Annotated in this window: 14 protein-coding genes; 8 read left to right on the top strand and 6 right to left on the bottom strand. The window is 49.0% G+C overall.

The window, feature by feature from the left end; genetic code table 11:
* Positions 1-89: 89 nt before the first annotated feature.
* A complete protein-coding gene (locus tag NEA10_RS04745; protein WP_252664115.1) occupies positions 90-3,176 on the bottom strand; it encodes an alpha-mannosidase in 3,087 nt (1,028 codons plus the stop codon).
* Between the two features lie 343 nt (positions 3,177-3,519).
* On the opposite strand from NEA10_RS04745, the gene NEA10_RS04740 reads away from it, so the two are divergent.
* On the top strand, positions 3,520-3,867 hold the full coding sequence (locus NEA10_RS04740) for a XisI protein (RefSeq protein WP_252664114.1): 348 nt from the start codon (positions 3,520-3,522) through the stop codon (positions 3,865-3,867).
* Between the two features lie 386 nt (positions 3,868-4,253).
* On the top strand, positions 4,254-4,595 hold the full coding sequence (locus NEA10_RS04735) for a hypothetical protein (RefSeq protein WP_252664113.1): 342 nt from the start codon (positions 4,254-4,256) through the stop codon (positions 4,593-4,595).
* 133 nt (positions 4,596-4,728) lie between these two features.
* Here NEA10_RS04735 and NEA10_RS04730 read toward each other — a convergent pair whose 3' ends face one another.
* Entirely contained in the window at positions 4,729-4,974 is a 246-nt protein-coding gene (locus NEA10_RS04730; protein WP_252664112.1) for a hypothetical protein, read from the bottom strand.
* 723 nt (positions 4,975-5,697) lie between these two features.
* On the opposite strand from NEA10_RS04730, the gene NEA10_RS04725 reads away from it, so the two are divergent.
* Positions 5,698-6,390, top strand: a complete 693-nt coding sequence (locus tag NEA10_RS04725) for a hypothetical protein (protein ID WP_252664111.1) — start codon at positions 5,698-5,700, stop codon at positions 6,388-6,390.
* Between the two features lie 357 nt (positions 6,391-6,747).
* On the opposite strand, the gene NEA10_RS04720 is transcribed toward NEA10_RS04725, so the two are convergent.
* Together NEA10_RS04720 and NEA10_RS04715 are read right to left on the bottom strand one after the other, a co-directional pair.
* Positions 6,748-7,233, bottom strand: a complete 486-nt coding sequence (locus NEA10_RS04720) for a P-loop NTPase family protein (protein ID WP_252664110.1) — start codon at positions 7,231-7,233, stop codon at positions 6,748-6,750.
* A gap of 57 nt (positions 7,234-7,290) precedes the next feature.
* Complete coding sequence (locus NEA10_RS04715; protein WP_252664109.1) at positions 7,291-7,638, bottom strand: ribbon-helix-helix protein, CopG family; 348 nt, start codon at positions 7,636-7,638, stop codon at positions 7,291-7,293.
* Positions 7,639-7,824: 186 nt separating this feature from the next.
* On the opposite strand from NEA10_RS04715, the gene lepB reads away from it, so the two are divergent.
* The 5 genes from lepB (at position 7,825) to NEA10_RS04690 (ending at position 13,397) form a co-directional block, all read left to right on the top strand.
* Entirely contained in the window at positions 7,825-10,494 is a 2,670-nt protein-coding gene (gene lepB, locus NEA10_RS04710; RefSeq protein WP_252664108.1) for a signal peptidase I, read from the top strand.
* A 25-nt stretch (positions 10,495-10,519) separates the two neighbouring features.
* Positions 10,520-11,098, top strand: a complete 579-nt coding sequence (locus NEA10_RS04705) for a Uma2 family endonuclease (RefSeq protein ID WP_252664107.1) — start codon at positions 10,520-10,522, stop codon at positions 11,096-11,098.
* Between the two features lie 121 nt (positions 11,099-11,219).
* The gene (locus tag NEA10_RS04700) at positions 11,220-11,471 is read left to right on the top strand and encodes a type II toxin-antitoxin system Phd/YefM family antitoxin (RefSeq protein WP_252664106.1); all 252 of its coding nucleotides are present in this window, start codon (positions 11,220-11,222) and stop codon (positions 11,469-11,471) included.
* On the top strand, positions 11,468-11,722 hold the full coding sequence (locus tag NEA10_RS04695; protein WP_252664105.1) for a Txe/YoeB family addiction module toxin: 255 nt from the start codon (positions 11,468-11,470) through the stop codon (positions 11,720-11,722). Before NEA10_RS04700 ends, NEA10_RS04695 begins: the two co-directional genes overlap by 4 nt.
* A 40-nt stretch (positions 11,723-11,762) precedes the next feature.
* Positions 11,763-13,397 (top strand): hypothetical protein, encoded by a 1,635-nt coding sequence (locus NEA10_RS04690; protein ID WP_252664104.1) that lies wholly within the window; start codon positions 11,763-11,765, stop codon positions 13,395-13,397.
* Here NEA10_RS04690 and pgsA read toward each other — a convergent pair.
* Together pgsA and NEA10_RS04680 are read right to left on the bottom strand one after the other, a co-directional pair.
* Entirely contained in the window at positions 13,394-13,927 is a 534-nt protein-coding gene (gene pgsA / locus NEA10_RS04685; RefSeq protein ID WP_252664103.1) for a CDP-diacylglycerol--glycerol-3-phosphate 3-phosphatidyltransferase, read from the bottom strand. The genes NEA10_RS04690 and pgsA overlap by 4 nt on opposite strands.
* A gap of 49 nt (positions 13,928-13,976) precedes the next feature.
* Complete coding sequence (locus NEA10_RS04680; RefSeq protein ID WP_252664102.1) at positions 13,977-14,195, bottom strand: hypothetical protein; 219 nt, start codon at positions 14,193-14,195, stop codon at positions 13,977-13,979.
* Positions 14,196-14,219 lie beyond the last annotated feature (24 nt).

Below are 14,219 nucleotides of genomic sequence, written 5' to 3'. Positions count from 1 at the left end.
ATTGCAACAGATGACGGATTGAGTATGCAGCACCGGCTTCAGGTTGGGAACCTTTTGGTAATGAAACTTCAGACTTAACGGAGAACCTGTTAACTCCCATTTTCTGGGTTAGTCAGGGGGGGAATCACCGAATCTATGGCGGTTAAGCGGAAGCTGGCAACTTGCCAGGATGCGATCGTTTCATCACCTTGCCAATCGTCTTCTAAGAGATTCACCCGCTGGTAAGTCATGGAGTTGACCCAACCTCCCAAGTCAAGCTGGCTGGTTTCTCCCTGACTATCATAAACCCGAATGATCCAATGGTTCTTGTGACGTTCAGATTGTTTTAAGGCCATGAGAATGAGATTTTGCGGTGTCAGGGATAGCCATTGCTGGCAGGAGGGACTGGGGCGATCGCCCGCCAAGGGGGTATCATGGGTATACAGGAGCAGCGGCTGATTGAGTTCATAGGCTCGTTGCACGGTTTGACCCTGTTTCCAATCGCCGCTATGGGGGAAAATGGCGTAGGTCATCTGATGCGGGCCTTGGTCGGCGTTGGGATTGGGCCATTGAGGACTACGCAGGAGCGTCAGACGGAGTTGATTGGCTTTGGCATCATAGCCATGTTTGCAATCTTGAATGAGACTGATTCCCTGATGCTCGGCGGCTAAATCGGCCCATTGCAGGGCGGGAACTTCCCATTTTGCGGCTTCAGCGGGAGTTTGGGGAGTTGTGGGTCGGGCGATCGCCCCACAGGGAATTTCATAAGTTGCCATCTCCGCTGTAAAAGGAACATGAAACGCAGTTTTGAGAAGCACCTGCTGTTCCCGCCAATCGATGTCACTCTCAATGACCAGGAGAGAGGCCTGTTTATCTAAAATATAGTCTTGGCAAATGCGAGAGTTTCCCAAGCGACGCACCACCCGCAGCCGTTGACGCAACGCTCCCCATTCCACCCAGGTGAACTCCTCCAACCTCGCCGGGGGGAGAGGATGTTGTTCATAGTTGGGGTCGATATTCCACGCATCCCAATATTGTCCTTTATCCGAGTATGCTTCTAAACAATTGCCCCCCAAAAGATTGAGGACTTGCTGCTGAGTTTGTTTGTTATAAATCTCCCGGATACTGCCAGTTTCCTCGTCAATTGTGACCCGCAAATTGGCGTTTTCCAGGACAGGGGCGCGAGTTGTGTGGTAGGATAGGTTATCCTGGGGAGCATCTGGGTCTAGGTAGAGCCAATAACGGCGACATCCCACACCGGGGACATCCTGGGCCAAAAACCGGAGTTCATCCTGAAACCGTTGACTGGGGAGAGGTTCACCGGAGAAGCTGCAAATCCGCCAATGGGGGTGAGGCGAGGGGAGAGGAAGACTAACGAGGTGCGATCGCCCCCAAGTGAGAGAATTGACCACGGACACCAGAATCGCCTCCGGGTAAGGCGGTGTCCCTGGGGGGAGGTGTTGCAATAGCTGCGTTATCGCCTCATCACGAATCCCCTGGGCCTGAGGCAATCCCGCCGCACTCACCTGATTCGCCTCCTCCAACACCTGGGGAATCGTCGAACCGGGGAGAATATCGTGGAACTGATTAAACAGAAGTCCCTTCCAGGCCTGTTCCAACGCCGCCTGGGGATAGTCTACCCCAGTGGTGAGACTGGCCAACGAGGCGAACAACTCTGCCTGATAGAGTAACCGTTCTCCTTGACGATTAGCAAGTTTGCGATCGCCCTGCGTCGTATAGCAACCGCGATGAAACTCCAAATAGAGTTCATCCCGCCAAACCGGGCCATCAGTCCCTAGCTGACGTTCCACCTGTTCCAGATACCCCGTCGCCGACGTAAAGGTCAACTTAGGAAACAGGGCCGACCCTTGCCAACGTCGAGCCACCTCCAGCATATCACGAGTCGGTCCCCCCCCATGGTCTCCCACCCCCGGCAACCATAAGCCATCCTGCAACCCCGTATTTTCCTGCCAACTTGACCAATACTCGGCCATGGCCTCCGGTTCAATTCCTTGGCCAATCGGTGCCGACATCAAACTCAACACCCGACTGCCATCAGGACTTTCCCACCAAAAGAGTTGATGAGGAAAAGTTGTGGTATCATTCCAGCGCAGTTTCTGGGTCACAAAATAGTCAATCCCCCCCAGTTTCAGCAATTGAGGAAGTTGCCAACAAAAGCCAAAACTATCGGGAAGCCAAGCCACCCGCACCGTCTGCTGAAACGTCTCCCGCACATAGCCTTGGCCATAGAGAAGTTGTCGCACAATCGACTCCCCAGAAATGAGATTCAACTCCGGTTCCACCCAGAGTCCCGCCGCCACTTCCCAAACTCCCCCTTTGACCTGAGTTTTTATCTGAGCAAATAAATCCGGTCGCTCCCGTTCAATCCAATCATACAACGCCGCCGACGAATGGGAGAAAATCAACTCCGGGAATTGCCGTTGTAGGCTCAACACCGACTCAAAGGTGCGTTGGGCCGCCGTCCAAGTCTCGGAGACGGGCCAAAGCCACGCCATATCTAAATGAGCATGACCCATTAAATAGAGAGTTCCCGCTGGGGGAGGATAGTGCTGTCCGAGATGAATTTGCAGGTCTTTAAGGTCATTTAAAAAGCGATGCGGCTGTTGCGGTAATTGGCAGAAATCCAATTGCAGGGAGTCCGGGAGAGGCGACTGGGGCAATTGGGGATAAAACTTAGCACAAACGGCTAATTCCTCAGCAATGAAACCGGGGTCAGGGGCATCTCGTTCATAGACCAATTCCGACGTGACCAACGCGCCGTCATCATGGTGAGGACTGAGGAGATAGAGACTGAGATGAATGACCTGTCCCGGTTGCAGGGAGTCTTGGAGAAGAATGCGACCAAAACAGTCAAACAAATCTCCCGTATGCCGAAGTTCACCATTAACATAAAACTCTGCCAAATCCGCCCACCAGCGTAGAGAGAGATAGAGGCGATAGGAGTCCAGAGAAATGCCCTGGAGAGAGTCAGGAATGACGAGAGTTTGACTCAACCAGAGTCCTTGATGTCCCCGACCCCAGGGAAGATGACCCCGGTCATTGAGTTGCACCGGTTGCCAACTGGACTCGGTTTGGGGATTGAGGGGAGATTCCCGAGATTGTCGCCAATGGGGGAGGATATCTTGGCGAGAGAGAGCGTACAGTTGGGCCTGGAGATGTTGAAAGGACTGAGTCACAGCAGAGAGGGGGGTGTCGGTGTGGGTATGGTATCACTTTGAGTCATGGTTTTGGCAGGAGGTTAGGGAGAATTGAATGGCAATCCTCCAGGATGGGTGGAATGACTGGGGTTTTCTGGAGGATTTGTTGCCTGGGATAGCAAATTGTAGGGGAACCCACCCCTACCCCTCCCAGGAGGGGATTTTTCGCCCCTACAACCGCCTCAATTAGATTAGATTAGGTAGGATGTGTTGCGGCGGCTGAGGAGGTAAAACCTTGACCGAAGATTGACAACTCGCTGCAACGCATCAGGTTAGGAAATCCCTTTTTCTTGTTTAACCCCAGCCAAGAGGTAATTGTTCAATGGATAGCCGCAGACCAAAACTAGACCAATATCGCCAAATTGTTGCCGACCTTCTCCAACGCCACAGCCTGGATAAACCCAGTTTGGGTGACATTGAAGTGTACTATTTTGCCGACCCCGTTCATGACCATTATCAGGTCTTTCACGCCGGGTGGAATCGCTCTGACCGGATATTTGGGCCTCTAATTCATATAGATATCCTCAATGATAAAATTTGGATTCAATATGATGGAACCGAGGTGGGAGTTGCCAATGAATTGGTTGACCGGGGAATCCCCAAGGAGGAGATTGTCCTCGCCTATCATCCTCCCCAATGGCGACATTTGGGGGAATTTGCCGTATCGTGAGGAGGGGATAGCCTCGTTGATGAGAGGTAAACCCTTCAGGACTCGGGCCCATATCAAGCCATCATGACGGTAAACGTCGAGATTCAACAGTGATAATTCTGCCAAGTTTTCCCTGTTGGAGCGGGTTTTGACTAAATTATCGCTCAATAACTGTTTAGCTTAAATTGGCATGTAGTATCACAATCTGCCGAGGCATTTTAGACCAGCAGATTAGATTATTGCACAACAATCTAAAAACCTAAAAATAAATCATTAAGTTTTTTTACTGCATCTTGAAACTCAGAGTTCTGGGTTTTAAGATGAAGTTGAATCAAGCTGAATGCATTGCAATTCTTGAGGAAATTCGCTGGGGTGGCATTCCCAAATGTTCCTAAGATGAAGACTACTTGGCTAACTTTAAGAAGGGAGTTTCAGGTTATATGAATGGGCTTCTTAAGAAGTTAGAAAACAATGGAAGAATGGCAATTAAGCCAATGTTAGGACCTAATCATGGAAAAGCAAGTAGCATTTCACCGGGTCATTATAGATTGGCATTTGAGTTCATGATGACCAAAGTTTCTAAAGTCCCTTCGGAAAATATCTTGCCTGCAATATGTTCTGACAAAGTGCTGAAGTTTCTAGTTTCTAATATGCCTCTTATCTCTGAAGATCTAAAATATCAGCCACTAGGGATAAGAGAGTCAGGATTGATAGAAGCTTTTTTGAAGGAACTCATAAACACTCTATAGGTTAAACAAATTAGGTTAAACAGATTCTCGGTTTTTCAGGATGTTGGGTGAAATTTATTGCATGGCAGACTAAACGGTAGAGGCGAAGAGCTGCTTGCCTTACTTGATGATTTTACATGCAAAAAACTTGATATCAATCAAATGGGTTGTCCTCATTGTAATAGATTTGACGATTTACTTCTTCATCTGCTTTGGACGCTTCTTTGAGCCAGTTGTCTATACTTTGAATTACCAACTCTAAAGATTCTTTTACTTTTTTGTCTTCATCATTAAAATTTTCATTCCAGGCTTTAAGTAACTCCTCAACTCTAGCCCGTATCTCTTTAAGCCTCATGTCAACAACATCACCGGTTTTTATTTGATTATAATCCTGGTTCATTTTTTAAGTTTAAGTAAGCATCATTCTGTAACCACAGTTGCTGTAAAAAGATAGGAACCTAACAATTGGTAGATGATTTCAACTATTTGAGTGTCATTTTGGGTTAGAAGTGATCAACATCGGTTTTGAAGTCTAGTAAGGACAGTCAACGCTTCTGCCGCAATTCGCCACTACTGTTCATCTAACGCAGTAACATAGACAAAGAAATGGTTTAGACAATCTATTTTGTTTAAGGGTTATGTAAATAATAGTATGATCTAAACCAATGTGTCTCGACCACTAACTAGGACAGAATTAAATCCAGTCAATTGGGGTAGGGATTGCAGCGGGGGCGATCGTCGCCTCAAGCTCAACCTTAATTACGGAGAGACTCCAGTTACCCGGGGGAGAGGAAGATAGCCCAACCCTTCCCGGACTGTTGTTATTTATCCTAGTTTTAGGCTTGAGTTTCTGTTGTTCCTGGGGAGCCTGGAGATGGACAAAGGGATGGATTAAAGAACATCGTCCGAACCGTATTAATACAGAGAAGGACAAATCCCCTTCCACCGAGAACCCAGTCGAGCCAGGTGACGACGAGTCGTAATTCTTAATCATCGTCTCGTGGGTGCTATTCCCAAGGTTAAGACTTACAACATCAGGGGCGATCCTTCTAAGGGGGAGGCTAGGCTGAGTATATCTACTCAGGCAGATATTAAACCCCTAATTATTCCCAGGGATTGAGCCATGATGTCAAAACAAGTCACCCACCTCCGCATCAGCCCCCAAGAGCTAAGCGACTGGTCTCAAGGAATTTTCGCCCAGCATCAGCAAGAGCTTAAGCAGTTAGCGAGTCAAGAAAAGTTGCCGACCAATTTGCTGGTCGCTTGGTGGATGCTTCTCTTTTTCTTAATTCCGGAAATCCATAACATTGTCATTGATATCTTTCCTGACATCCTTGACGTCAATTTTGTGCTAGTAGGAGTCGCTTATATTGCTTTAGGTCTGACCCCTCTTGGGTTTATCAAACATCAGTTAATTAAGTCATCTCAAATCGAACGCGATCGCCTCCAACTCAAGTTTCAAGAAACCTATCCTGGCTTAAGCCTCCTAGCCAATAAAGTGAAAGACCATAATCAAATTATCGACGAGTTCACTCGGTTACAGGAAAGCTTAGGGACTCGTGCTTCAGTTGAAGCGGGACAGACAGAACTACGGCAAGGATTAGACATCAGTAAAGTGAATTTCCGTCGCGCCTTTGAACAGGAAAAGCAGTGGCGAGAGGGGTCTCATTCCGCCGCAAACTCGATTCAATTGGATTTGGCAACCCTGGAAAGACTCCAGCAACAGACCCCGTCAGGTCGCTGTCGAGACCTATTGCAACAGATACAGAATCTAGCAGTGAACCTTCAACGGGAGCTGAATCAGGTTCTTCATTGAGGCATAATAGAGAGACCCAAAGGATGCCATAAAATACAGGTCTTGCGGAAGAAAGCATAAAACTGCTTAAGGAAAAACCTGACCCAGTTTTATTGGGTCAGATTTTGCAACGTTTATCCAGTCTGGGTTGTATCCATAAACATTCGCAGGAGGCCAGTGACCATTAAATTGGCGAAGGTATTGTTCAATAAACCCGGTTTCTGGGATTCGACCCCAGTTTAGGGCCAGACACCGGCTGTCCTCCGAAATTGAGACCCCCAATCAGGTGGAACGAGGAGTCATGACATCAGATCAATCTCTGACCCTACGAGGTGTGTTATCCTGAGGGCCGCTGTCGATGCGAGTCTACTCGAGTTATTATACCAATTCATAGTGACTAGGATCTTTGAACTCACGCTTCCGACCCTGAAAAGATTCGTAGAGTATCCGATGACGGCGAAGTCCATATTCATCGGTGCGAGTCTCATAAGAGCGAACCCACTCGACCAGATTTTCTAGATTTTCATCTTGTTCCTGATTCGAGGTGAATTTCTCCGGTTCCCATGGTCTGGCACGGCAATGTACTATACAGGTTTCAACTCCAGGGTTGAGAAAAATTAGCTCTTCACAATAGGGGAGTATCGGCTCAATAATATCTGCGTAACAGCCTTCAATAATCCAGCTTTCATGATTAGCAATAAAATGCGTCACATCAGCCAAACTATCTTGTAACACTCTACGTTCCGTGCCGCCGTGGAATGCCACTTCATCCAGCGATAAACGTGCGGCTGTTTGCTTAGCAAGGAGTCTCCTGGCTAGGGTACTTTTCCCTGCTCCAGCATTGCCCAAAATAATTATTTTCATAGCGCTTCTATTCTGGTCTTATCATACTTGAAGCAACGTTCACAAATCTTGAACTAATTAATAAATATTATCTACCATGTCCTTGGGTCGTCCTGACAAGGGAAAAAACAAGAGATGTTCAATCTCAGGATTATTGATTAACGGCTCTAAACGGTCTAATTGCCGTTCCGTAATTGAAATGCCATCAAATGATAAAAACTGCATCTTTGCTATCACTGGAGCAACGCCAGAAGACTCCCGGGGGTAAACTTGGTTTAACTTGAGGGAAATTTGCTCGCGCTTATATCTTTTTAGATAGTCCTGTAACGCTTTCTTATAAAGCTCACTGCGCGATCGCCCTAACTGTTGAGCCAGGGCTTTTGCTTGTTCAAACACTGAATCCGGAATAGAAATTTCCGTCTTCATCGCCACTTCAATGCTAGGATTTGCTCTTTCGTTATACCTCAGTTATACCAGACTGGCAAGACAGCTCACCTTCTAGGGGTTGAAGACTCATGGGTTTCCCCGAACCCAGGCCGCGTTCCCCTTAGCTGCAATCATCCTCAAAATCAGCAATAATGCAGTCATGTCCCCTTTCTCTCCCCAGTCCCCATGACACCGGAACTCTTTAACCTGCTCAAGTGGATTCTCAGCGGGATTTTAGCCGTTGTTGCTGGCTTGTCCATCAATGCTTACGGTGAACGGCCCAGCCACCGAGGGCAAAAAATAGCCGCCATTGGGATTGGGGTGCTGGCAGGTCTCCTGGGAGCTTGGCTCAATGCTGTCGAGATGAGTCAAGGTGAGCCACAGCCTAATTCAGTCTATGCCAGTTTGGGCCTAAGTGGAGGCTTTGCTCTGCCAGCGTTGGCCTACTTGCTTCGGCTTTATGGACAATCCCGAGAACGGGAGGCGGAGTCAGAACTGCGTCGGCAGCTACTAGAACGGATTAGTAAAGAGGTGGAAGACCGTCGCCAAGATGCCTTAGACCAACTGTATCATATTCCTCGTTCTGGCATTAAACATTCCAGCGCCTCCTCTGGGGTATTTCGCCCGATTCAACTGCTGGTTGAAAACCATACGCGACTGCTGGATGTTTCGATTTCCAACCTCTTTGTTCAAGAGGATGTCAGAGAACAACTTTTGATTTTGGGAGAACCGGGAAGTGGGAAAACGACAGAACTGCTGGGTTTAGCGAACACCCTTTGTCAACGGGCCGAGAAAGACCCTCAAGCCCCCATTCCCATTATCTTTGAATGGTCTGACTGGCGACCCTCTCGAAAAGCCATTGACGCGGGAACTCTCAATCGTTGGATGGTGGAGCAGTTGCAACTTAAATATGGCTTAGACCCTCAACTTAGCCAAGATTTGCTTCATCGGAATCGCATCTTACCCCTCTTGGATGGATTGGATGAACTCCAGAACTTCATGGCGGAAGCGATTTTGGCCGTTAATGCCATGCAGGAGGATAAAAAAGAGCAACATTTCGGCTTAGTTATTTGTTCTCGGGCCCGGGAGTATAAAGATTGTCCAGAAAACCTCCGTCTGAGAACAGCCGTTGAGCTAAAACCCCTCGACAAGAACGCCATTAAAAACTATTTACATCACCGCGAAGCGAGTCATCTTTGGCCCGTCTTAAACGCGAGTCCGAAGGGATGGCTCAAGTTAGCCAAAACCCCCTTATTATTGGATTTGATGCCCCAGGCTTATCCCGCCCCCCTTGTCCCAGATTGTCCCGCTTCGGCGGGGGAAGCGGCTTGTCGTCATCGGCTATTTGAAGATTATAGTCATCGACAACTGGCCCAGGAAGACAATCTGGGCTATTCCGAGGAAGAGAGTCGCCGCTATCTACAACGGTTGGCTCAAATTCTCCGCCGTCAAGGACAGACGGAGTTCTTAATTGAGGAGATGCAGCCGGATTGGTTGGAAACTCCGACACAAAAACGCTTGTTTAATTGGGGGACAAGGCTGATTGAATGGCTGATTTTATGGCTGATTGGTGGAACAACTTCTCTACTTATTTTAATCCTGAGTTATGACTTACGTTATGGGCTAAGTTATGGGTTGACTCAATGGTTGAATTTTGGGCTAAGTTATGGGCTAATTTTCGTGCCAATTTTTTTGCTAATTGGCTCCAATCAAAACAATATTAATCTAACAGAATCCTTTGATTTTTCTTTATTAAAGTTAAATGTAAAAAAATATACTCAGTATGTTGCTTTATTTGTTTTCGGTTTCATGATAATTGGAAGATTGACATATGGAAAAAATTATGGACTAATTGGAGGACTTGTATTTGGATTAATTTTTGGTCTGATCTTCATTATTAGTTCCGCATTAAGAGCAAAACTTAAAGTAAGATCTTATCCCAATCAAGGAGTTTGGGAATCTCTTAAAAAATCGATAATCTTCTCTGGGATGAGTGTACTTGCCTGGATGGTTGGATTTTCATTCATATACTATTTGTGGTTAAGGGCGGTACAAGAGCCTAGGGTTGGCAGTCTAGGAGCAGTCGTTGTCGGGAGCATAGGAATAGGATTATTTACGGGAACCATGTTAGGAGGACTAAAATCGGTGTTTCAACATGTTTTACTGCGCTGGATTCTTTTCCAAAATCGGGCAATTCCTTGGAACTATGCTCACTTCTTAAACTATGCCAGTCAACGGAATTTACTGAAACAGTCGGGGGGACGATTTCGCTTCTATCATGACCTGCTACGGGAACATTTTGCTGGAGAAGACACGGAGCGCCTCCAACTGGCTCTTGCTGCTCCTTCCCGCCCTTGGCTCAATTGGACTCTTGCGGTCATGCTGTTTCTAGGCTGGCTGCTATTCACCCGAAATATCCAAACCGTGGCGCTGGATACGGCGATGATGATGTCGCCCACATTAGAGGTTCAAGACCAGGTTTTAACTGATGACATCACCTATGGCGATCGCACTCTTAAACGGGGAGATATCATTATTTTTAAAAGTCCTAACACCTCAGCTAATGCTGAAGAGCAAGTTTACAGTCGCCGCATTCTCGGCCTCCCTCACGAAACCGTAGAAATTCGTCAGGGACAGGCGTGGATTAACCATCGCCCCCTGGACAGCCTCCCCCTTCCCCCTGGCTATGAGCGAGATTCCTTCACCCTCGGGGCGGATGAATACTTCGTGGTGGGGGACAATCACGAGGTTGAGGAGTTGGAGGGGTTTGCTGAAATTGTTTCCCGACCTCGCATCCAGGCCCAAGTTTTGCTGAGAATCGCCCCCCTCTCCCGATTCGGCCGTCTTGACGAATAGACTTAAAAATCAAGCAGATTCTATCATGAAAACAAAAACCCAATATTACACTCCTCAAGACTACCTCAAACTGGAAGAAAATTATCAAGATAAACATGAATATCGAGACAGAGAAATCATACCCATAGCCGGGGAAACCACCAACCACAACAAAATCGCGTTGAATTTTTGCCGCCAATTTCCCCTCAGTATTGGTGACATCGACTACGAGGTCTATTTGGGAGATGTTAAACTCTGGATTCCTGCCTATCGACAGTACACCTATCCCGATGTCATGGTGATTGAAGGTCAACCGATGTATCAGGGAACAGGAACCACGGCAGTTATGAATCCCACTTTGATTGTCGAAGTCCTGTCGAACTCAACCCGCAATTACGACCAGGGAGACAAATTTGATGCGTATCGATCGCGGCCTCAAGTTCGCGACGATCTCCTCATCTGTCAGTACCAATACCAGGTGAAATACTTTTCTAAAACCTCTGAGAATCAATGGTTGTTGACGGAGTATCGAAATCTTGAGGACGAGATTCAGTTACGATCCATAGAGTTTCGGATTTCCCTGGCCGAGATGTATCGACGGGTGAACCTTCAGGAATCCCAGTAAACACCAAGAAATCTCCAACCTAGCCGATGTTTTGGCAAACTCCCGCTGTCATCCATCCTTGTGTCATTTATATCAGTACGATATATTGTACATGACCCGTATATCGTACAGGAAAGCGCCAATGGATGCCCTCAGCTACACCGCCGCTAGAAGGAATCTAGCCAAAACAATGCAGCAAGTCTGTGAGGATCACTCCCCCGTCATCATCACCCGAAATAAAGCGGCTTCGGTGGTGATGATGTCCCTAGAGGATTACGAAGCCTTGCAAGAAACCGCCTACCTGTTGCGTAGTCCAGCCAACGCCCGCCGTCTCTTAGAGTCTATTGCAGAACTTGAACAAGGTGGCGGCCAGGAACGAGAACTTTTGGAATGAAGACGACGTTTTCTGAGTCAGCCTGGGATGATTACCTCTACTGGCAAAAAATGGACAAAAAAATCCTGCGTCGGGTGAACCAACTGATTAAAGAGATTCATCGCACGCCTTTCGAGGGGATTGGTAAACCTGAGCCACTCAAACATAATCTTGCCGGATATTGGTCTCGACGAATCACCGCTGAACAGCGAATGGTGTACAAAGTCACCCCAGACGAGCTTATGATTGCTCAGCTTCGCTATCACTACTGATTGAGGGAGCAGACTCCGCTCTCAAGGATTCATTGTCATCGTGCATCGCCTACCTCTACAACGCCTGTTTCTCAACCCCAACCCCTCCCCCAACGTCAGCCGCCTCTGGCTGGCCCTGAGTTTGCTCCTGTCGGCCAGTTACGCCCTCCCGGTTCTCCAGCAAACCCTGCAACCGGGCTATCTTGTCGCCAATGATGCTCGTCAACATCTCTTCTGGATGCGACGCTTCCTGGATGGGGGCCTGTTTCCCAACGATCTCATCGCCGATTACTTCCAATCCCTCGCCCCCCCAGGCTATCGCGCCTTCTATTGGAGTTTCGCCCAACTGGGAGTCGATCCTCTGGCCCTGGCCCGCATTCTCCCGCCGCTTCTGGCTCTGTTCACCACGGTCATGGCCTTCCACCTGACTCTACGCCTGGTCCCGATCCCCTTCGCCGCCTTCCTGGCCAGTAGCCTCTATGTGCAAAATCTCTGGATGCGGGATGATCTCGTCTCCGCCACCCCCCGGGCCTTCCTCAGTCCCCTGCTGCTGACAGTTCTCTATGCGATCGCCGCTCGTCGGCCCCTCTTACTACTCCTGGCACTCCTCGGCTTAGGTGGCTTCTATCCCCCCTATCTCCTGGTGGCGGCGGGAGTCTTGCTCCTCCTCAGCCTCCAGAATCACTTTCCCTGGCTTTGGACTCTCCTGGGAGTCGGACTCATTGTCTTAATGCTGTTACCCTATCTCCTGCAATCTTCGGAGTTTGGCCCCACGGTCACCTTAGCCCAAGCCCAAACCCTACCGGAGTTTCAGCCTCGGGGACGGACGGCCTATTTTGCTGAAGATTGGGGACGCTTTTGGCTCTGGGGAGGACGCACGGGCCTGCAACCGCCCCTTGACCCCCCCCTCCTCTGTAGTGCCCTCCTCTTACCTTTTCTCCCCCATCGTCGGCCCATCCCCCCTCTGCCCCTCTTGCAGGCTCTGCTGCTGTCGGGGTTGGGCCTGTTCTTCCTGGCCCATGACCTGGCCTTTCGTCTCCATCTCCCCAGTCGCTATAGCCAACATAGTCTCCGAGTCGTCTTTGCTCTGGGAGCGGCGATCGCCCTCGTCTTAATAGTGCAGTTCATCCTTGACAAAAGTGCGGTTTTGTGCTACTTATCCCTAGGGCTAATCCTCAGCTATTTACTCATCTATCCCCAGGGACTGGGCAATTACCCACGCACCAACCTGATTGTGGGCAATCATCCGGCTCTCTATGAATTTCTGCAAGCCCAACCTCCGGAGACTCGCATCGCTTCCCTGGCCCTAGAAGCCAATCAACTCCCCACCTTTAGCCGGCGATCGCTCTATGTGGGCTATGAATACGCCCTCCCCTTCCATCGCACCTATCACCAAGAAATACGCCGCCGGGCGATCGCCCTCATGGATGCCCACTACAGCCCAGATGTCAAGCAACTTCAACAATTCTTAACCGAAGAAGCCATCGATTTTCTCGTCATCGAACGGGGGGCCTTTGAACCGGACTATCTGGAACGCTCCTGGTGGAGACGCTCCTATCCCCAGATTAGCCAAACAATCCAACAGCAACTTGAGCAAGGTCAAGTCCCCGCCCTAGTCGCCGGGGAACGCTCCTGTACCCGCTTTGATGATGGCCTGTTTCGGGTCGTGGACGCCGACTGTCTGCGATCGCCCTAAGATTCAGACAGAGATTCCGACTCCGTCTGTCTTGGAGGAATGAGATAAATTACCCCAGATATCACAGTTAGGGCCACGGCGGCCCAAAAACTAATCACTCCCACTTGCGGCCAAGGTTCCGGGAGAGGGGCCAACAACAGACTAATGGCGACAATCTGACTGACGGTTTTGGCTTTTCCCCAGAGATTCGCCCCGGAAATCTTGGACTGATTGACGCGCCAACCGGCGATGGTGAGTTCTCGCGTCAACACCAAAAACACCCCCCAGGCCGGTAGCGTTCCCCATTCAATGAGAACCAGCAGGGGGGCAAAAATCAGCAGTTTGTCCACCAGGGGATCGAGAAACTTGCCTAGATCAGTGACCTGGTTGAAGCGGCGGGCCACATAGCCATCTAGCCAATCCGTGAGGGCGGCGACGAGAAATAAGCCCAGAGCCAACCAGCGATCGCCCGAACTGGGATTCTGGACAACATAGAGAAAAATCGGAATCACAAAGAGCCGTGAGACGGTAATCCAAGTGGCGGCCGTCATAAATACGTCAGGCGTGAGGGACTAAGGAGATCAGCAACCTCCGCTGGAGCTAGGAGCGAGGGGTGAGATCGTCGATCATTTGGACCTTACCCCGGCATACCGAACGAATTAAACGGTTGATGGAACGGCGATCCTGTTCCGTCACCGAATCATCCAGGGATGCCGCCATGAGTCCATAACAATCAGAGCGGGTTAGAACTCCCGTTTCCCGGACGGACACTAAGATTTCCGAGATTGCCCCCGGCAATAGTTGGACCTTGGGTAGCATGGATCGTTTAGATAACTAGAACCC

Source organism: Phormidium yuhuli AB48 (genome assembly GCF_023983615.1).
Lineage (GTDB): Bacteria > Cyanobacteriota > Cyanobacteriia > Cyanobacteriales > Geitlerinemataceae > Sodalinema > Sodalinema yuhuli.
The sequence above is the reverse complement of the archived record's forward strand: the minus strand, read 5'-3'. Positions and strand labels throughout refer to the sequence as shown.